We start from the raw sequence: 20497 nt of genomic DNA on the forward strand, positions 1-20497 counted from the left end.
TCATCTGATTGTCAAGCAGCGAAATAAGCATACTTGAATTATTTAATGATGTCAATATTTTAAGCACATATATTAACGGGTGGACAGACGCCCAGCGTTAACTGTAACTCCAGGTCCCATCGTAGAAGAAACCGTTACACTTTTCATATACGTACCTTTTGCAGCTGCTGGTTTTGCTTTAACTAAAGCATCAGTTAGAGTTTGCAGATTTTCTCCCAATTGTTCAATGGAGAAAGATGCTTTACCAATTGCTGCATGAACATTACCTGCTTTATCAGCACGGTATTCGATTTTACCCGCTTTAATCTCTTGAATTGCTTTAGCAACTTCAAAAGTAACCGTACCGGTTTTAGGGTTTGGCATTAAGCCTTTAGGTCCGAGAGTCCGACCTAGACGACCTACTTGACCCATCATATCTGGTGTTGCTACTACTACATCAAAGTCGAGCCAACCTTGTTGCACTTTGTTGATCATTTCATCATCACCAACAAAGTCAGCACCTGCTTGCTCAGCTTCTTTTGCTTTTTCACCTTTAGCAAATACGAGGACGCGCTTTGTTTTACCTGTACCATGTGGTAAGACAACAGCCCCTCTTACTTGTTGGTCTGCTTTCTTCGTATCAATTCCTAAACGAAAAGCAGCTTCGACTGTTTCGTCAAATTTTGCAGATGAGATGCTTTTTACTAACTCTAAAGCTTCCTGAGGCTCGTAAAGTTTCTCTCGATCTACTTTTTTAATAGCATCAAGATACTTTTTACCATGTTTTGCCACAGTCATTTCCTCCCTTCGTGGTCGTAACGGATGATCCTCCCACAAGCTAAAACTGCTCGTGGCGGAGCAGTCTAGCTATTAGTCTTCAATAACAATGCCCATGCTACGCGCGGTACCTTCAACCATACGCATAGCAGCTTCGACGTCTGCTGCATTGAGATCAGGCATTTTGGTCTCAGCAATTTCACGAACTTTGTCACGTTTAATCGTCGCAACTTTTTTCTTGTTAGGCTCTCCAGAACCAGCATTGATTCCAGCAGCTTTTTTCAAGAGAACTGCAGCTGGTGGAGTTTTCGTGATAAAAGTGAAAGAACGATCTTCAAAAACCGTAATTTCAACAGGAATAATCAGACCAGCTTGTTCTGCAGTACGAGCATTAAACTCTTTACAGAAGCCCATGATATTAACGCCAGCTTGACCTAATGCCGGACCTACAGGTGGTGCCGGATTGGCTTTACCAGCGGGAATTTGCAGCTTGACCACTTTAATAACTTTTTTGGCCACGCTAACCAACCTCCTTAACAAATGTGGTTTTCTCGGGTATTACCCTCCCACGGAAAGGCAAGCTCCCTGCGATCGGGCTTGCGCTCGCCCCAAAGATGGGGGTAACAAACAATAACACTTTATCACAACATGATCAGAAACGAAAGTTTTTCATCAGCTAAAGTTTTTCAACTTGAAAAAAATCCAACTCAACAGGCGTTTCACGTCCAAACATATTGACCAGTACCTTAAGCTTAGATCGATTCAAATCGACTTCCTCAATGATACCAACAAAATTGGCAAACGGTCCTTCTTTTACTTTCACTGATTCATTCTCAGTAAAGTCCACAGTTGCGCGTGCTTCATCCACACCCATCTGTCGAAGGATTGTTGTTACCTCATCTGGCATCAGGGGAGTTGGTTTGGACCCAGCCCCAGATGAGCCAACGAAGCCAGTGACACCTGGTGTATTCCGTACCACATACCACGAGTCGTCAGTCATGATCATTTCCACAAGAACATAACCTGGAAACACTTTCCGCATGACGGTTTTCTTTTTGCCCTCTTTATGCTCAACTTCCTCTTCCATTGGAACAAGGACACGAAAAATCTTATCCTGCATCTCCATCGAATGGACTCGCTTCTCCAGGTTGGTCTTTACTTTGTTCTCGTAGCCAGAGTACGTATGAACCACATACCAATTCTTCTCCATGCTCATCAGGGTTGTCCCCTGTCCCCCCTTAATTTTCTTACAACTATTTCGTAATCAGATTAACAAGCTGCCCCATACCTAGGTCAACAGCAAATAAAAAGGCAGTCAAAACGATCACGGTGAATAAAACAACAAGTGTATAGTTCACCATTTCCTTCCGGCTAGGCCAGCGTACTTTTTTTAGCTCTTGCACACTCCCGCGAAAGAATCCGGTGGTTCCACTAACACTTTTTCGAATTCCTCGACCGATGTTAGCGATAAACGCCATGCTGTCACCCCCATCTAATCTAAGACGAACCAATATGATTCACTATAGAAAACTATTATTTCGTTTCACGATGAGCTGTGTGCGCATTGCAACGAGGGCAATATTTGCGTAATTCCATACGATCCGGATGTTTCCGTTTATTCTTGGTCAGCGCATAGTTACGTTCGCGACATTCCGTGCAAGCCAATGTAATGTTCACCCGCATGCCGACACCTCCTCTATCTAAATCACCGATCATGTCGATATATAATAGAAAATACCCAAACTAGGTTATCATAGACACTGATTTCTGTCAATGGATCGACTCGGTACCATCATTCCATTATTAACATAAAATCATCTTCCATAAACACTTTATTTCCTATAATGACTATTGTAACATATGGATATTTATCATTTTTAAGTTTATTCATTACCAAAGCAATTCACCATTAGCCTAGTTGATTAAATGTCTTTGAAACTCGGTATATCGGGGGTAATATTTCGATTACTTTAAAAATTCGTTATGGGGTTGCCTACTGCTATTTTAGAGCAATACTTGGATCTACTCAAGATATTTAGTTCAAGCGGGACGAAAAGTAAAAAATTCATACTTGTCTATAGTTTGTTTATATTTGTCGATTTTTCTTTCTTACCATCAAAACTTTTTTCATTTTTAGGAGGAATATGTTGTTTTTTGTCGAACTACACAAAAAAAGAAAAAACAGGCGGCCACCTGTTTTTATGAAATTCTCTAGTTTAAAGGGAAAGTTCTCGAACTTCTAGGTATTTCTCTAACTTTCTTTTCACTCTTTGTAATGCATTATCGATGGACTTAACATGCCTGTCTAATTTAACAGCAATTTCTTGATATGAGCTTCCATCTAAATAGAGCATGAGTACGCGTTTCTCAAGATCACTTAAAATTTGTGATATTTTTTCTTCTATATCACCAATTTCCTCCTGATTAATATAAATTTCTTCAGGGTTGGAGCGTGCCACTGATAACTTATCATGCAAAGTACGATCGGAGTCTTCATCATATGTTGGCTTGTCCAGCGATACATACGAGTTCAGTGGAATATGCTTCTGACGAGTAGCGGTTTTAATTGCTGTAATAATTTGTCGAGTGATACAAAGCTCAGCAAATGCCTTAAACGAAGCAAGCTTGTCTCCTCGAAAATCACGAATCGCCTTGTATAAGCCAATCATGCCTTCTTGGACGATATCTTCATGATCAGCTCCGATCAAAAAGTAGGATCTCGCTTTAGCCCTGACAAAATTTTTGTACTTATTAATCAAATATTCAAGAGCTTCATGATCTCCAACTCGAACACCACATACTAACTCTTCGTCGGCTAATGTCCGATAATCGACCATTTTGTTATAAGTCATCGCATGACTGGTTTGTAAGTCAACACTCACCACATTCCCTCCTCCGACAAGTAGCCAAGAAGCCCATAGTAAGATTATTATAGCTGAATTGAAACAAAAACGTCAATTTTTCTCCTATTTTTTCCTCCTCAATTTTTCGAGTTTTTGTATCATTTCTTCGCTTAATCGCTCTTCTAGTGTATTTCTCTGATTTTTTTGCACTTTTCCTTTTAAACGATCACCTAATCGTTTTTTGGCAGATTTAATATCCTCCAACAACTCTCTTGACGAAACTCGATAAGCTCCTTGTCCAAAAATCATTCTCTGCTCAAGGTAGTCGGAAGTAGCTACATAGATTCGCCGATGCGGACTTTTGTTTTTTTTGACAAACCTTTCTATTAGTTCATCGGCAGTCTCTTCACGGCGTGTATAAAACACAGTCACTTGCTCTAATGTGGTTTTCACTTGTGCTTCTGGGGTTAGATGGGCGTCAAACACTAGAAACACTTTTCGTCCAGTCATAGCTTGGTATTCTGAAAGATCCCGAATGAGCTGATCCCTTGCTTCCCCTAGACTGGACGGGTTCCAATGTAATAGGGGATCGGCTCCGATTACATTATACCCGTCCACAACTAACCACTCTTCTTGCCTAACCATGAGTTCTCCGAGAACGTAGTACTTCATACATGAATAGCCCTGTTGCAACAGAAGCATTTAAGGAACTTACTTGCCCGCTCATTGGGATCTTTACCAGAAAGTCGCACTTTTTCTTCATCAGTTGACTGATCCCATGCCCTTCATTTCCAATCACTAGTGCAACAGGCATTTGATAATCAACCTGACTATATTCTTGTTTTGCTTTCCCATCGGTCCCTACTAACCAAACTCCACGCTCTTTTAATTCATCAGCAATCCGATTCAAGTTAGTAACCCTAACCACAGGAATATATTCGATCGCCCCTGCGGAGGTTTTGGCTACTACTGAAGTTAAACCTACTGCTCTTCGTTTCGGTATAATGACTCCATGTACTCCAGCTCCATCTGCCGTTCTAAGAATCGATCCTAAATTATGCGGGTCCTCAATTCCATCTAATAAGACGAAAAAGGGTAATTCTCCTTTTTGATCTGCTCGATGAAAAAGATCATCTACAGTCGCATACGAATAGGAGGATACTTGTGCAGTAATCCCTTGATGGTTTCCTCCTTCAGCCAATTGATCCAATTTGGTTCGAGGTACCCATTGAAATGGGATCTTTTCTTCTTGGAGTTGACTTAAAATCCCCTGAATGCTCTGTCGGTGGATTCCTTCTGCCAATAATACCTTTTCAATCGTTCTCCCTGAGCGAAGTGCTTCTTGTACTGAATGCTTTCCAATGATCCAATCACTCATCGCCAAAACTCTCCCTTTCTACTTGCTGTAAAATAGCCTGCATCAATTGCTGAAGTCGTTGTTCATTTTGATTTACATACAAATAGCCGATGAGCGCTTCCAACCCCGTACTGGATCGATAATCAGATACCTTAGCATGCTTAGGTACACTTCCAGACTTCGCATTTCGCCCTCGTTTAAATACATCAATCTCCTCAGGTGATAAATCTGATTCAATACTTCTTAAGACCTCTGCTTGTGCTTTTGCAGATACAAAACGAATCGCTGCCTTTTGTAAGTCTTGAGGGCGTACAACTCCCTTGGCTACTAAATGATGTCTAACATACAATTCATAAACTGCATCACCTAGATAAGCTAAGACTAGCGAATTTAACTCTCTAGGTGATTTCTCAATAGATAAATGAGTCATTCCTAATAATTGCAGATCCTTCATTTCCGCTTCCACCTAACTCCCTGTGGTGTATCTTCTAAAATAATGCCTTGAGAGAGCAGGTGATCACGAATTTCATCTGCACGAGCAAAGTTCCGGTCCTTCCTTGCTTGTTGTCGTTCGTTGATTAACGCCTCAATTTGCTCATCCAACGAATTTTCTTGTTCAACTGGTAAAAGCCCTAAAATCTCTTGACCATAAACATTCAACCAGCTACTCAATTCATCGATCTCGCTTTGAGAAACAACAGGCTTAGCAATCCACTCATTCGCTAGTTTTACACCTTCGAATAAAACACTAACTGCATTAGCTGTGTTAAAGTCATCATCCATCGCCACATGAAACTGTCGTGTAAGTTCTTTCAACACAGTTTGCAATTCTGGATCTACCCCTCCAGGTAAAGCTGTTTGCCGTCTATATATCATATTTTGATAAGCCGTTTTGATCCGTTCTATACTATTTTCCGCTTGTTCGATTACCTCATCACTGTACGAGATTGGATTCCGATAATGGGCAGATAATAAGAAGTAACGGATGGCCAGTGGGGAAAATTCTTGTCTTAACTCAAAGACACGCCTTACATTTCCTAGCGACTTAGACATCTTTTCGTTCCCCATATTAATATAGCCATTATGCAACCAATACCGAACAAACTGCTTTCCTGTCCATGCTTCACTTTGTGCGATTTCATTTTCATGATGTGGAAAGCAAAGATCTGCTCCACCCGCGTGTATATCTAAGGTATCACCTAAATATTTCCTCGCCATCGCAGAACATTCAATATGCCAACCGGGTCTTCCAGGTCCCCATGGTGTCTCCCAACTGATTTCACCTGGCTTAGCCGCTTTCCAAAGTGCAAAATCAAGAGGATGTTCTTTTAATTCATTTGTTTCAATCCGAACCCCAGTTTTTAGCTCTTCTAATGATTGATGCGATAACTTACCATAATCTTCTTTACGAAGAGGACGATAATATACATCACCCTTTTTCTCATACGCATAGCCTTTTTCGATAAGGCTTTTTACTGCATCAAGCATTTCAGGGATGTGTTCGGTTGCTCTTGGATGTACATCTGCCCGCTTGACTCCTAATGCGTCCATATCATCAAAATAAGCTTGAATATACCGTTCAGCAATCTCAGGCACGGACTTACCTGTCTCCCTTGATGCTTGGATGAGTCGATCATCTACATCTGTAAAGTTTTGCACATAAGAAACTTGATAGCCAAGATGTTGTAGATATCGACGAACCACGTCAAAAAAGACAAATACTCGAGCGTTTCCGATATGAATATAGTTGTATACTGTGGGACCACAAACATACATACGTATTTGCCCCTCTTGTAGTGTTTCTAATGGCTCTTTCTTTTTAGTCAGTGTGTTGTAAAGTTTGATTGTCATGCTCATTCGATCCCCCTTGGTTTGTTTCTGAACTATGATTCTCTCTCTGAGCCTGATTTTTGAGTTGTGCCATTTCCTGTTTCAACTCATCAATTTCCTGTTGCATTGAACGGCAAATTTCAGCAACTGGGTCAGGTAGATTTACCTGATCGAGATCGGTTTGAACACGTACTCCGTCTTGAATCACAACGCGACCTGGTACCCCCACCACGGTAGAGTTCGGCGGAACTTCTTTTAACACAACCGATCCAGCGCCAATTTTTGAACAACGCCCCACTCGAATCGAACCTAAAACTTTAGCCCCAGAAGCGATCATGACATGATCCTCAACGGTTGGATGCCGTTTACCTTTCTCTTTACCTGTTCCTCCTAATGTCACACCTTGATAAATCGTGACATAATCACCTATTTCGCAAGTTTCTCCAATGACAACTCCCATTCCATGATCAATAAAGCATCCTGATCCGATTTGGGCTCCTGGATGAATTTCAATCCCTGTAAAGAAACGATTGATTTGTGAAATGAATCTCGCTAAGAGAAACCAACGTTTGCGATAAAAGAAATGTGCGACACGATGCCCCCAAATGGCATGTAAACCTGAGGTTGTCAGAACCACTTCCAATGTATTTCTCGCAGACGGATCTCGATCAAAAACCGCTTGAATATCTGCCTGCAAAATTCTGCGCATTTCTTTCAGTTTACTCATACTGGTTTCTCCCCTTATACGTAGTTTTGAGCCTATTACTAGTAGGCTACTCCTTAAAAAGGAAATTTCCATAGTGTTATGCGCACAAAAGTCATTTTTTTAAGACATAATAATCTAAAGACCAAGTAATGCCATCTATAAATAGTCCATATAAATAAAAAGTCTCTGTAGCATCAGCTACAGAGACGGAGAAATCCGCGGTTCCACTCTGTTTGAATTCAAAATAAATATGATGAATTCCACTTCACCCGATAACGGCGGGACCGGATCTTCCTACTCCAGAATCGTTTCAGAAGTCTGCTCATGGGTGCATTTCAGATCAAACAGGATAAAGCCTTTCACCTACCGACTTCTCTCTGAAATCCTGTTTTCATCTTACTCTCCCAATCAACGCATGATGCAATCTTTTCTCTTATTTTCCAATAATCTCTTATTGTTTGTCAACCAAGTTCTTCAAACGATTTTGTACAGTTTCTACACCTAACAACGAAATCGTTTCTCTTAGATCAGGACCATGAGCCACTCCAGTTACTGCAACCCGAACTGGCATAAACAATTGCTTCCCTTTATAACCTGTTTCTTTTTGAATCTCTTTAAAAACAGATTTTAGTTGATCTGGATGAAGCTCTGTCAAGTTTTGGATTCGTTCTAAAAAGGCTTTAAGCACAGTTGGGACTTGCTCACCAGCAAGGATTTCTTGAGCCTCTTCCGTATAATCTACGTCGGATTGGAAAAATATGTCCGTCAATTCGGCGATTTGGGACACAAATTCTAGCTGTTCTTGATATAATCCTACAAGTCGAGTCGTCCAATCTTTTTGTTCAGGATCAAGCGGAGTTTGGATCCGACCTGCTTGTTCGAGATAAGGAATTGCCAAGTCAACAATCCGTTCCAAAGAAGCCTTTTTGATATAATGCCCATTCATCCATTTTAACTTACCTGTATCGAAAACCGCAGGAGCTTTTGATACCCGCTCAAGAGAAAACAGTTGACATAGCTCTTCTTTAGAAAAGATTTCCTCTTCTCCTTCTGGAGCCCAGCCAAGTAAAGTAATAAAGTTTACAATGGCTTCTGGTAGATATCCTAATTCTTTATACTGGTCGATGAATTGGATAATGGATTCATCCCGCTTGCTCATCTTTTTCCCTTCACCGTTCAAAATTAATGGGACATGTGCAAAGACAGGCTTTTCAAAACCAAATGCTTCATATACTAAAAGTTGACGTGGAGTATTAGATAAATGCTCTTCTCCGCGAATCACATGGGTAATCTTCATCAATGCATCATCAATGACCACAGCAAAGTTGTAGGTTGGGCGTCCATCTGGGCGTACAATCACAAAGTCACCTAGGTCATTGGATTCAAATTTTACTAAGCCACGAATCGCATCTTCAAATGCCAAAGTTTTTCCCTCTGGAACTCGAAATCGAATACTAGGAATACGCCCCTCTGCTTCTAGCTTAGATCGTTGTTCTTCAGTGAGATCACGATCCCAGCCACTGTACTTGGGAGCCTCTCCACGTGCTAATTGTTCTTCGCGTTCTTTTTCTAACTCTTCAGGAGTACTATAGCTATAATAAGCTTTTCCCTCTTGTAAAAGCTGATCTACATATTTCTGATAAATATCTAATCGTTCCATGCAGCTATATGGACCAAAGGGACCACCAATATCTACAGATTCATCCCAATCAAGTCCCAACCATTTTAGCATTGCCAATTGCTTTTCCGCTGCACCAGGAACATTACGTTCTGTATCTGTGTCTTCAATCCGTACTACAAAATCGCCATCATATTTTTTCGCTAGTAGATAACTAAATAATGCTGTTCTAGCTCCCCCGATATGTAGATGACCTGTGGGACTAGGTGCATATCGCGCTCGAACTCTCTTCATCGTTCATACTCCTTTTCCAATCTATGCAACTTCTTTTTTCATAAGTAAAACGACAGCCATTGTAGCAATCCCTTCACTTCGTCCAGTAAAACCAAGTTTTTCGGTCGTTGTTGCTTTAATATTAACTTGTCCAACCTCAACTTCTAATAACTCGGCCACTCGCTGACACATCGTCGGGATATAAGGAGCCATCTTCGGTTTTTGAGCAATAATGGTTGCATCCAAATTCCCTAATTGATATCCTTGTTGCTTAGCTAAATCCCAAACTTTTTGCAGTAGCTTTGCACTATCTGCTCCTTTATAAGCAGGATCTGTATCGGGAAAATGCTTGCCGATATCCCCCATAGCGAGCGCACCTAATACGGCATCCGTGATGGTATGTAAAAGTACATCAGCATCAGAGTGCCCAATTAATCCTTTCTCATATGGAATCTCGATTCCCCCAATAATGAGTGGGGATCCCTCAGCCAATTGATGTACATCAAAACCTTGTCCAATTCGAATCATACATGCTTTCTCCTCATCTGTTGGATCGATTCAGCCAAGATAAGATCATCTGGCGTTGTGATCTTGATATTGGTATACTCTCCTTCTACTACTCGCACATCAATCCCTAATTCTTCAACTAACATGGAATCATCAGTAGCCAATTGTTCACGCACTAATCCCAACTGATGTGCTTCCAGTAGCCATTCACGGCGAAAAGCTTGTGGTGTTTGCACAGACCACAAACGACTTCGGTCAGGGGTCATCTCTACAATTCCTGCATCATCAACTTGCTTGACTGTATCCTTCATCGGAACTGCCAAGATGGCTGCTCCATGCATTTGGACAGATTCAAGAAGTCGATCAATCGCTTGATGACTGACAAATGGGCGTACTGCATCATGAACCAACACGAGATCTGTATCGAGAGACTGAATCCCACGATAAACGCTTTCTTGTCGTTCTTTTCCACCTGCAATCACCTGGGTAACCTTTAAAAATCCTTCTTTTTGGATCAACTTCCGAGTACGTGCAATCTCGTCTTCCTTCATGACTACAATAATTTCATCAATAGCAGGATGGGTTTCAAATACGCGAATCGTATGAATTAAGATCGGCTGATCCTCAAAGAGTAAAAACTGCTTACTCTCCTTGGTTCCCATTCGTTTTCCCTGTCCCGCAGCTGGAATGACTACACCAACACTCACAATGAATCTCCTTTCAAATAAAGCATGCCCGCCGGTGAAAACCGCTACGGGCTGAAACATTTCATGTATCCTATTATAACGCACGTTCAAGGAGTTTGGGTTTAGCAAATATCATTCTTCCAGCAGAAGTTTGTAATACACTTGTTACCAGTACATCAATATGCTCACTGATATACTCACGCCCACCTTCAATGACAATCATCGTTCCATCATCTAAGTAAGCAACCCCTTGACCATGCTCTTTTCCATCTTTAATCACTTGAACATTGATCTCTTCACCCGGCAAAACAACAGGTTTAACTGCATTGGCCAAATCATTAATATTTAAAACAGCAACCCCTTGAAGCTCACAAACTTTATTCAAGTTAAAGTCATTGGTGACAACTTTCCCAGAGAGGACTTTCGCAAGCTTCACTAGCTTACTATCGACTTCTGCTACTTCTTCAAAGTCACCTTCATAGATTAAAACTTTGACGTCAAGTTCTTTTTGGATCTTGTTTAAAATGTCCAAACCACGACGTCCACGATTCCTTTTTAAAACGTCGGAAGAATCAGCAATATGTTGCAACTCTTCCAAAACAAAGCTAGGAATAACTAATATTCCTTCTAAAAAGCCGGTCCGACAAATATCCGCAATTCGACCATCAATGATGACACTTGTATCCAAGATTTTATGTTCAAACGCATCCCGTCCGTCTTTTTTGTTGCGTCCATCTTTGCCTTGCCGACCTAGCGTAAAAATAGAAATCAGTTCATCACGCTTTTTGTATCCCACTCTGAACCCGAGATAACCAAGTAAACCTGAAAAAATAAAAGGTAGAACCCGATTAACCCCCGGAATAGGCAATTGTGATAATGGCTGTTGAATTAGAAAAGCGACGATTAAACCAAAGATCATCCCTAGTGCTCCAAATAATCCATCAGCAGCTGGAATCTTGACTAATCGTTCTTCACTCCAACGAATCCATTTCACCACGTGGTTAGACAATAAAATGGTGGCGACTAACATCACAACTGCACCTATACCGGCACCAATATATTCTGGTCCTGGTACTTCTCCAAAATTCAGAGGAGATCGTTGAAGCAACCCGAAAAACTTCTCACCTAAATAATAGCCTGCGGATGCTCCGATCAGAATGAAAGCTAATTGAACAAAGCGTTTCAACACGGGGCTTCACCTCCTCCCAACACCAAGCATTACTTAATATCATTATAGACAAACTTAGCAAACAGAAACCCTAGATAAACCTCATTCTTGAAAAATTTTTAGGAAAAACAGAGGTGATCCATTCTAATCTTAATTTTTTTCAGTTATAACAATATCATCAATAAGTTCAAATGCTTGTTCTTCCTTCAAATTTCTAGCTAAAGCAAGTTCACTAATTAAAATTTGCTTTGCATTATCTAGCATCTTTCTTTCGCCTGTGGAAAGACCTTTCTCTTCCTCGCGCAGCATGAGAGACCGCACAACATCAGCCACTTCATAGATGTCTCCGCTCTTCATTTTGTCCAAATTGGCTCGATAACGGCGGTTCCAATTGGTTGTATCAGAAACATCCCGTTGACGCATCCTCTCTAAAACCTGATCAACCGTCATTTCATCTACAACTTCTCTCAAGCCGATGCTTGCTACATTTTTCATTGGAACCATCACTTTCATATCGCCGATCGGCATACGCATGACATAATATTTCTGTCGTTCGCCTAGTATTTCTTTTTCCTCAATCGACTCAATGACTCCTGCACCGTGCATCGGATAAACCACTTTATCGCCAATATTGAACAAGTCGATCCACCTCCAAAGGGCAATATCTATTTTCCAATATATCACAAACGAAAAAGCCAGTCAATAATTTGAAAATAAATATATTAGCATATCTATATCCAAATCGTCAATAACTTTTTTCAAAATTAAATCGTTTATCTCCATTTAGAAATTACCATGCTCTTTCAGTTCTAATCATCCAGATCCCACTTTGACAAGCTTTTAACCATACCATCAGTTGCGAAAGCCTTTTTTCCAGCCAATGATTTAGATCCTTATTTATCAAAAAATTGACACATCTTAGGTAAAATTTATATAATAACGTTAGTATATTCCCTATATCTAGTTTTGATTCGTCTTAGAAAGCTCCTTCTTTGAAGGCTTAGTCTCTAGAAATCTTTTAGTTTGCAAATCATTTCCATATACTCCAAAAAGAGGTGAAAGGCATGAGTGAAGAGGAACATCTTCATACCTTTCAGCAACAAGTAGCTGATTTATTGTTACGTCATCGTAGTTTTCTAGATGTTTCATCAAAGTTTCAGGAATCCAATGCAAGGGTGATTCGCGCTTTAATGAAAGCTGTCACTGATTGTGGGTGTATTCAGATTAACGCTGAACGCCAACCATATTCTGATGATTTGCCTATAGAAGAGTGGCGTGATTTACTAAAGACACATATCTCCGGTAATCTTTGTGATCCTTGTAACGATGTAGTAAAAGCTGAAATGGGAAAAAACTTGTTTTATCTAACAGCCCTTTGCAATCTTTTGGAAATGAATCTGTCAGATGTGGTCAAACAAGAATCAGAAAAATTATCGACGTTAGGAATTTTTAATTTGAGGTAGTCTATTCAATTACCAAAAGAGTAGATGAAATAAAAATTTGAATCATTTAAATAGAATACTTCATAATCATAAGCCTTCATGAAAGTAAAAACAACCCTGAAAACCACTCAAGGTTGTTTTTTTGTAGACATCTTATGTTAGAGCCTCTATCAAACACGATCTTTTTATTCTTTTACAGGCTCTTCATTTCCTTCATCACGTCGCCTGCGATCAAATGATTTTTTCACTCCGTACAATGCATATAACATTAATGGTATGAACATAACCTTAGGTAGTTCATGAGGAAATAGAAGTGCACAGATGGCTAAAGCAATTAAAAATAAAGGACCAATCCAATAAATCGCTTTTGGAATTCCCATTTTTTTGAATGCTGGATATTTAATTTGGCTAACCATCAAAAAAGATAGAAAGAGCATACCTGCCATCAAGACATAAGGGCTTCCTACATAAGGGTTGTACAAAGCCATTGTTGCCAATATTCCACCTGCCGCCGTAATGGGTAACCCAATAAAATATCCAGGCTCTCCTGGGTACACGTTAAATCTAGCTAAACGCAAAGCGCCACAGATTGGAAAGATCGCAGTCACTAACCACCCTTCAAGACCTGTATGATTTTGGAATACAGAAATATACATAATGATTGCGGGTGCCACACCAAAGGAAATAACATCAGATAATGAGTCCAGTTCTTTACCAAATTCGCTTTGCGTATTCAGCATTCTTGCCACGCGACCATCAAGACCATCTAACAGCATACCAATAATGACCATAATAGCAGCATATTGCCACGAATCCTGAATCGCCAGAATAATAGAGATGATACCAAGAAATAAGTTCCCAACCGTAAAACAACTGGGCAATGCCTTAGCAAACATAAAAAGGGAACCTCCTAAATAAATTGAATCCCGCTCAGGCGGTGGAGAAAACCCCCTCCTTCGCAATTTTTCATTCAATTTTGTTGTAGTGGTTTCATTCTAGGTTATTTAGATATGTCTGTCAATAAAGACCTGTTCCTGAATCCTCTTTAATCCCTCTTTAATCGTACGTGCTCGTACATCACCGATTCCTTCAACCTCATCTAATTCTTCGATGGTTGCCATCAATGTCCGAGAAAGCACTTCAAAACGAGCAATTAGCTTTTGAATGATATTCCAAGGTAAACGTGGGATTTTATTCAGAATTCGATATCCTCTAGGAGAAACAGCCTCTTCTTGAATGTTAATATTTATAGGATAACCTAGAATCCGAACCAGATTCATATGCTCCAATAAGTCATCCGCAGAGAGCTTTTTTAGTTCGTTGAAGACATTCTCCGGATTTACACACAGGGGATCTGCACAATAGTCCATAATGAGTAGTTCTGCTTCCTCTTCAACATTAGAAACCAATTCTTCAAGTTGCATACTAATGAGGCGACCCTCTGTCCCTAATTCATGTATATATGTTTCAATCTCTCGTTTAATTCTTAAAACCATTTCAACCCGTTGTAATACAAGAGTCACTTCGTTGAGTGTAACTAACTCTTCAAATTCTAATGCACTTAGATTGGTCATCGTTTGGTCGAGAACTGATTTGTACTTTTCAAGGGTTTGAATCGCTTGATTCGCTTTAGTTAAAATGACACCCATATCTTTCAAGGCATAGCGAATATTCCCTTTGTACAAGGTGATGATATTTCTACGCTGGGAGATCGAAACGACTAACTTCCCCGTTTGTTTAGCTGTTCGTTGAGCCGTACGATGACGAATTCCTGTTTCCGTCGAAGAAATGGATGAACTAGGAACGAGCTGAGCATTAGCATAAAGAATACGTTTTCCATCATTACTTAAGATGATGGCTCCATCCATTTTAGCTAATTCATAAAGATAAGCGGGTGAAAATGGACAATCAATATGAAAGCCCCCGTCTACAATGTCGCAAACATGATCATCATAACCCATCACAATCAAGGCGCCTGTTTTTGCACCCAGTACATTATCAAGCCCCTCACGAAATGCGGTTCCAGGTGCAATCAAGCGTAATGTTTCACTAATTACTGTCTCCTTCGTAGCTTCCTCTTTCACATGTTACCCTCCCAGTGCCACATCCAATGCTTCTCCCAAGGTATTGACACCGATTAATTCCATTCCCTTGGGTGGAGTCCATCCGCGACGGTTCTTTTCCGGAAAAATAATACGTTTAAAACCCATATTATAGGCCTCAGCTACCCGTTGCTCAATCCGTGAAACCCCCCGCACCTCTCCTGTTAAACCTACTTCACCAATGAATAAGTCAGAGATTCCAGTCGATTTCTCGCGGAAACTAGAAGCAAGGCTTACAGCAATACTTAAATCGACCGCCGGTTCGTCAAGGCGAACACCACCAACGACATTTAGATAGGCATCTTGATTTTGTAAAAACATCCCCAGTCTTTTTTCCAATACCGCTATGATCATGGTTACACGATGATGATCAACTCCAGTCGCCATTCGCTTGGGTGTGGCAAAACTGGTAGGCGCTACTAATGCCTGTAATTCCACGAGAACAGGTCTTGTTCCTTCCACACTCGCAGCCACAGCGGTTCCAGGTACTCCTACAGGCCTACCTGACAAAAATAACTCTGAGGGATTGGACACTTCTACAAGCCCTCCATCTTTCATTTCGAATACACCTATTTCATTCGTAGAACCGAAACGATTTTTGACAGCCCGTAACACTCGATATGTATGATGCCTTTCTCCTTCAAAATAGAGAACACAATCTACCATGTGTTCCAACATTCTTGGTCCTGCAATCGCACCCGCCTTCGTCACGTGTCCCACAATGACAATAGCAATTCCACGCTCTTTCGCCCAACGCATCAACTGTCCCGTACATTCCCTCACTTGAGAGACACTACCAGGTGCTGAGGTCACTTCAGGATGAAACATGGTTTGAATCGAATCGATCACCATCATCTTAGGCTTTGTTTCTTCCATTAATGTTTCAATCGCCGTTAAATCTGTTTCAGATGCCACCATCAGTTGTTCATGTAGAGCTTCAAGTCGTTCAGCACGTAAGCGAATTTGCTCCGTTGATTCTTCACCTGAAACATATAGGACTGGACAATCACGCTTGGCTAATTGGTGCGAAGCTTGGAGTAATAAGGTTGATTTTCCAATCCCTGGATCCCCACCAACTAAAATAAAGGAGCCAGGAACTAGACCGCCCCCTAATACACGGTTCAATTCTCGGATCCCTGTATCTGAACGGGGTTCATCCATTTTTACAATTTGTGTAATCGGAACTGCTTTTTCTCGTTTTGTTTGTAACTGGACACTGGTTCCAGGTATATATCCAGTTGGATTTTCACGTTCTTCAACCAATGAATTCCAGTTTCCACATCCAGGACATCGTCCCATCCACTTAGCCGACTCATATCCACATTCTTGACAAACAAACTTGGTTTTTTTCTTCGCCACGTTCCGTCTCCTATCAATCTGTTCTATTTCAATCCTCATTATAACAGACACGATTATAAAAAATATCCCCACTTCCTCTTGAAGTGGGGGGGTGGAGGTTAGATCGCTTCACTTGGCTTCACATCTGTTTTTTGCACAACCAATTCGCCATCTTTCACATCAATATGAATCACATGACCTCGTTGAATGTTACCACGAAGCAGTTCTTCAGAAAGCCGATCCTCAATATGCTTTTGAATCGCTCGGCGTAACGGTCGTGCTCCATAGGTTGGGTCAAAACCTTCTTTAGCCAAGTGTTTTTTTGCTTCTTCGGAAAGATTAAAGTCAATATCTTGCTCTTTGAGTCGATGACGCAATTCGTTAGCCATCAGAGATACAATTTCCCGTAGGTGCTCTTCTTTGAGAGAGTGGAACACGATCACATCGTCAATCCGGTTTAAAAACTCAGGTCGGAAACTTTTCTTCAACTCTTCCATCACATTCTGTTTCATGTTTTCGTATTCGTCTTTACTAGTATCTCCTGCTGTAAAACCAAGACGATTATTTCTCCGAATAGAAGATGCCCCCACATTAGACGTCATAATGATAATTGTATTTCGGAAATCGACAGTTCGACCTTTTCCGTCCGTCAATCTTCCGTCTTCTAAGACTTGTAATAGGACATTAAAGACTTCAGGATGAGCTTTTTCGATCTCATCAAAGAGCACGACCGAGTATGGTTTGCGGCGAACTTTTTCTGTTAGCTGCCCACCTTCTTCATAACCTACATATCCTGGAGGGGAACCAACTAAACGGCTCGTCGAGTGCTTTTCCATATACTCGGACATGTCGATCCGAATCATGGCGTCTTCCTCACCAAACATCGACTCAGCTAATGCCCGCGCCAGCTCAGTCTTACCAACCCCTGTTGGACCGAGGAAAATAAACGATCCAATCGGGCGTTTAGGATCTTTTAGCCCAGCACGTGCACGGCGAATCGCTCTCGAAACAGATTTAACCGCTTCTTCTTGTCCAATTACACGATTATGGAGAATACTTTCCATATTCAAGAGGCGTTCGGATTCCTCTTCAGCCAGTTTTCTAACAGGGATTCCTGTCCAATTGCCCACCACATCCGCAATATCTTCTGCAGTGACTTCGGAATCAGTTTTCCCTTGATGTTGTTTCCAATCGTTACGGGTAATCTCTAACTCTTCACGTAATTTTTGCTCTCGATCACGGAGAGAGGCTGCTTTTTCAAATTCTTGACTTTGTACAGCTGCATCTTTTTCTTTCTTCACTTCATCCATCTTTTGTTCCAACTCTTTTAACTCAGGTGGAACCGTGTATGAAGACAGACGAACTTTAGAAGCTGCCTCATCAATCAAGTCAATCGCTTTATCAGGAAGATATCGATCCGTGATATAACGATCAGAAAGTTTAACTGCCTGTTCAATCGCTTCATCTGTAATTTTAACCCGATGATGAGCCTCATAACGATCACGTAAACCCTCTAAAATTTGAACCGCTTCTTCTTTTGTTGGCTCTTCCACTGTAATCGGTTGGAAACGCCTTTCTAACGCAGCATCTTTCTCAATATACTTGCGGTATTCATCTAAAGTTGTCGCACCAATACATTGAAGCTCGCCTCGCGCCAAAGCAGGTTTCAAGATATTGGAAGCATCGATTGCACCTTCTGCTCCACCCGCTCCAATCAATGTATGAAGTTCATCAATAAATAGAATGATATTTCCTGCTTGTCGAATCTCATCCATGATTTTTTTCAGACGATCTTCAAATTCCCCACGATATTTTGTACCCGCTACCACAGTACCCATATCTAAGGTCATCACACGTTTGCCACGAAGGGTTTCTGGAACTTCTCCCTCTACAATCTGTTGTGCCAATCCCTCAGCAACCGCGGTCTTACCTACCCCAGGTTCTCCGATCAGTACAGGGTTATTTTTAGTACGACGCGAAAGAACTTGAATGACTCGTTCGATCTCTTTGCTCCGTCCAATCACAGGGTCTACATGACCATCTCGTGCAGAAGCAGTTAAGTCTCTTGCCAAACTATCTAGTGTAGGTGTATTGGCATTCGCTCCAGCCCCTTGATGAGGAGATAAAGTCTCACTGCTTCCAAGTAATTGTAGAACTTGTTGACGAGCTTTATTTAGACTTACCCCCAAGTTATTGAGAACTCGAGCAGCTACACCTTCACCTTCACGGATCAAGCCTAGTAATATATGTTCGGTGCCGACATAGGTATGACCTAGCTTCCGAGCTTCATCCATGGAAAGTTCAATCACTTTCTTGGCACGTGGGGTATAAGCAATATTCGCTTGTTGCGCCTGTCCACGACCAATCAATGTCTCTACTTCTTTTTGGATCTTTTCAAGACCTAAGCCTAGAGCAATCAAAGCTTTGGCAGCAATTCCTTCGCCTTCGCGAACTAACCCTAGTAAAATGTGTTCTGTCCCGATATTACTATGTCCCAGACGAGCAGCTTCTTCCTGAGCCAAAGCTAATACTTTTTGAGCACGCTCTGTGAAACGTCCAAACATCATTTTCTCAACACCTCTTTCTTTCTATCTCTATGTGAGCATTTTTTAATAACATCATCACCGAGATCCCGTCAGGTCACTGTTTCTCTGCCTCGCTTTTGTAGCAAATCCGCAAAAGTCGCCTGTCAGAGAACCATCTCCCCTTCTAGCTTCACTCAATCAAGCTAATAGATTTCCAGCTTATTTAAGTGGTTTTGTTCAAGTCGAGTTCAATGATTTAGGCTGATTTGGTATCCTGCTCCATAGCTAAACGTTCACGAATCAATACCGAGCGACGAATATCCCTCGATTCGGCATCGAGGCGTTCTCCTGCATATCTCTGTAAAAAACCAGGCTGGGTCATCACCATCAACTCATTCATCACATTGGCTGAAACACCATGGATCATTCCCAAATCAATCCCCAAACGAACATCAGACAGTCGCTTCATCGCTTCTTTCGAATCAATAATCCTCGCATGAGATAAAACGCCATAAGACCGTTGCACTCGATCTTCCAGCTGTAGAGCAGAAACTTCTTGCAAGCGATTCCGTGCATTCTGCTCATGTTCGATCATCTGACGTACAACCCCTTGCAAATTATCGATAATTTCTTGTTCGGACTGTCCTAAAGTAACCTGGTTAGAAACTTGATACAAATGTCCTAAAGCTTCGCTACCTTCTCCATAAATCCCTCGCACAGCCAATCCCACTTGCGTAATAGCGGGCACTAGATGATTGAGTTGTTGAGTGATGGCTAATGCTGGTAAATGAACCATCACTGAGGCACGAATCCCTGTTCCAACATTAGTGGGACAACTGGTCAAATATCCACATTGGTCATCAAATGAATAAGAAAGATGTTTCTCTAACCAGTTATCGATTTGGTTTGCTAAATCCCAAGCTTCTTCAACTTGAAGTCCGGGAAATAAACATTGGATGCGAATATGATCTTCTTCATTAATCATGATGCTTACCGATTCATCCTTACTAAGCAAAACAGCTCCGTAACGAGACTCCTCCGCTAACATAGGCGAAATTAAATGCTTCTCAACTAAAACTCGCTTATCTAATTCATCCAGATCACGCATACGAATCAGTTCAGCATCCTTTAAAATAGGTAGAAGATCTTTCTCATTTTTCCACGCTTCCTCCACCAGACGAACAGCTTCTTCCGCCTGGGAAGAGGTACTTAGCATTGGAAAAGGAAGGTTGGATAGGTTTCTCGCAACTCTTACTCGACTACTGAAGAGAATATCAGATTGCGGTCCCTTTACTCGCATCCATTCACTGATGGCATGTTGCATAAAGTGTTCTAGTGACATGGAA

The 20497-nt window shown here is 41.2% G+C and carries 22 protein-coding genes and 2 other annotated features (1 of these 24 cut by a window edge); of the genes, 1 reads left to right on the top strand and 21 read right to left on the bottom strand.

Annotation, left to right across the window (positions count from 1 at the left end):
• Positions 1-11: a sequence feature (ribosomal protein L10 leader region), on the bottom strand (it extends 125 nt beyond the left edge of the window).
• 61 nt (positions 12-72) lie between these two features.
• The 16 genes from rplA to EDD58_RS09205 form a co-directional block, all read right to left on the bottom strand.
• The gene (gene rplA, locus EDD58_RS09130; protein WP_131924669.1) at positions 73-771 is read right to left on the bottom strand and encodes a 50S ribosomal protein L1; all 699 of its coding nucleotides are present in this window, start codon (positions 769-771) and stop codon (positions 73-75) included.
• Between the two features lie 78 nt (positions 772-849).
• A complete protein-coding gene (rplK, locus tag EDD58_RS09135; RefSeq protein WP_131924671.1) occupies positions 850-1275 on the bottom strand; it encodes a 50S ribosomal protein L11 in 426 nt (141 codons plus the stop codon).
• Between the two features lie 157 nt (positions 1276-1432).
• Positions 1433-1966: a transcription termination/antitermination protein NusG gene (nusG, locus tag EDD58_RS09140; RefSeq protein ID WP_131924992.1), complete on the bottom strand. Its 534-nt coding sequence runs from the start codon at positions 1964-1966 to the stop codon at positions 1433-1435.
• A 43-nt stretch (positions 1967-2009) separates the two neighbouring features.
• A complete protein-coding gene (gene secE / locus EDD58_RS09145; RefSeq protein ID WP_131924674.1) occupies positions 2010-2234 on the bottom strand; it encodes a preprotein translocase subunit SecE in 225 nt (74 codons plus the stop codon).
• A 55-nt stretch (positions 2235-2289) separates the two neighbouring features.
• On the bottom strand, positions 2290-2439 hold the full coding sequence (gene rpmG, locus EDD58_RS09150; protein WP_131924677.1) for a 50S ribosomal protein L33: 150 nt from the start codon (positions 2437-2439) through the stop codon (positions 2290-2292).
• A gap of 533 nt (positions 2440-2972) precedes the next feature.
• A complete protein-coding gene (sigH, locus tag EDD58_RS09155; RefSeq protein WP_131924995.1) occupies positions 2973-3608 on the bottom strand; it encodes an RNA polymerase sporulation sigma factor SigH in 636 nt (211 codons plus the stop codon).
• A 114-nt stretch (positions 3609-3722) separates the two neighbouring features.
• Positions 3723-4271 (bottom strand): NYN domain-containing protein, encoded by a 549-nt coding sequence (locus EDD58_RS09160; protein WP_165875901.1) that lies wholly within the window; start codon positions 4269-4271, stop codon positions 3723-3725.
• Complete coding sequence (rlmB, locus tag EDD58_RS09165) at positions 4237-4977, bottom strand: 23S rRNA (guanosine(2251)-2'-O)-methyltransferase RlmB (RefSeq protein WP_131924683.1); 741 nt, start codon at positions 4975-4977, stop codon at positions 4237-4239. The genes EDD58_RS09160 and rlmB overlap by 35 nt, the downstream gene beginning before the upstream one ends.
• Entirely contained in the window at positions 4970-5410 is a 441-nt protein-coding gene (locus tag EDD58_RS09170; RefSeq protein WP_279389105.1) for a Mini-ribonuclease 3, read from the bottom strand. Before EDD58_RS09170 ends, rlmB begins: the two co-directional genes overlap by 8 nt.
• Positions 5407-6807 (bottom strand): cysteine--tRNA ligase, encoded by a 1401-nt coding sequence (cysS, locus tag EDD58_RS09175; RefSeq protein ID WP_131924686.1) that lies wholly within the window; start codon positions 6805-6807, stop codon positions 5407-5409. The genes EDD58_RS09170 and cysS overlap by 4 nt, the downstream gene beginning before the upstream one ends.
• Positions 6776-7513 carry a serine O-acetyltransferase EpsC gene (epsC, locus tag EDD58_RS09180; RefSeq protein WP_131924689.1) on the bottom strand — a complete coding sequence of 246 codons (738 nt, stop codon included), beginning with the start codon at positions 7511-7513 and terminating at the stop codon, positions 6776-6778. Before epsC ends, cysS begins: the two co-directional genes overlap by 32 nt.
• A gap of 178 nt (positions 7514-7691) precedes the next feature.
• Positions 7692-7913, bottom strand: a binding site (T-box leader).
• Between the two features lie 30 nt (positions 7914-7943).
• Positions 7944-9404 (bottom strand): glutamate--tRNA ligase, encoded by a 1461-nt coding sequence (gltX, locus tag EDD58_RS09185; protein WP_131924692.1) that lies wholly within the window; start codon positions 9402-9404, stop codon positions 7944-7946.
• A gap of 21 nt (positions 9405-9425) precedes the next feature.
• Entirely contained in the window at positions 9426-9911 is a 486-nt protein-coding gene (ispF, locus tag EDD58_RS09190) for a 2-C-methyl-D-erythritol 2,4-cyclodiphosphate synthase (protein WP_131924694.1), read from the bottom strand.
• Positions 9908-10597 (bottom strand): 2-C-methyl-D-erythritol 4-phosphate cytidylyltransferase, encoded by a 690-nt coding sequence (gene ispD, locus EDD58_RS09195; protein ID WP_279389106.1) that lies wholly within the window; start codon positions 10595-10597, stop codon positions 9908-9910. The genes ispF and ispD overlap by 4 nt, the downstream gene beginning before the upstream one ends.
• Positions 10598-10670: 73 nt before the next feature.
• Positions 10671-11765 carry a PIN/TRAM domain-containing protein gene (locus EDD58_RS09200; protein WP_131924700.1) on the bottom strand — a complete coding sequence of 365 codons (1095 nt, stop codon included), beginning with the start codon at positions 11763-11765 and terminating at the stop codon, positions 10671-10673.
• A gap of 129 nt (positions 11766-11894) precedes the next feature.
• Positions 11895-12383, bottom strand: a complete 489-nt coding sequence (locus EDD58_RS09205) for a CarD family transcriptional regulator (RefSeq protein WP_131924702.1) — start codon at positions 12381-12383, stop codon at positions 11895-11897.
• Positions 12384-12808: 425 nt separating this feature from the next.
• Here EDD58_RS09205 and EDD58_RS09210 point away from each other — a divergent pair, with 425 nt between their 5' ends.
• Positions 12809-13207 (top strand): nucleoside triphosphate pyrophosphohydrolase family protein, encoded by a 399-nt coding sequence (locus EDD58_RS09210; RefSeq protein WP_131924704.1) that lies wholly within the window; start codon positions 12809-12811, stop codon positions 13205-13207.
• Between the two features lie 164 nt (positions 13208-13371).
• On the opposite strand, the gene pssA is transcribed toward EDD58_RS09210, so the two are convergent.
• The 5 genes from pssA to mcsB all read right to left on the bottom strand — a co-directional run bounded on the left by pssA (position 13372) and on the right by mcsB (position 20493).
• Complete coding sequence (gene pssA, locus EDD58_RS09215; protein WP_131924706.1) at positions 13372-14082, bottom strand: CDP-diacylglycerol--serine O-phosphatidyltransferase; 711 nt, start codon at positions 14080-14082, stop codon at positions 13372-13374.
• Positions 14083-14190: 108 nt separating this feature from the next.
• Entirely contained in the window at positions 14191-15270 is a 1080-nt protein-coding gene (disA, locus tag EDD58_RS09220) for a DNA integrity scanning diadenylate cyclase DisA (protein WP_131924709.1), read from the bottom strand.
• Positions 15271-15273: 3 nt separating this feature from the next.
• Entirely contained in the window at positions 15274-16647 is a 1374-nt protein-coding gene (radA, locus tag EDD58_RS09225; protein WP_131924711.1) for a DNA repair protein RadA, read from the bottom strand.
• A 98-nt stretch (positions 16648-16745) separates the two neighbouring features.
• Entirely contained in the window at positions 16746-19193 is a 2448-nt protein-coding gene (gene clpC, locus EDD58_RS09230; RefSeq protein WP_131924714.1) for an ATP-dependent protease ATP-binding subunit ClpC, read from the bottom strand.
• Between the two features lie 214 nt (positions 19194-19407).
• On the bottom strand, positions 19408-20493 hold the full coding sequence (mcsB, locus tag EDD58_RS09235; RefSeq protein ID WP_131924717.1) for a protein-arginine kinase McsB: 1086 nt from the start codon (positions 20491-20493) through the stop codon (positions 19408-19410).
• Between the last annotated feature and the right edge of the window lie 4 nt (positions 20494-20497).

The organism is Hazenella coriacea (assembly GCF_004341825.1).
Lineage (GTDB): Bacteria > Bacillota > Bacilli > Thermoactinomycetales > Thermoactinomycetaceae > Hazenella > Hazenella coriacea.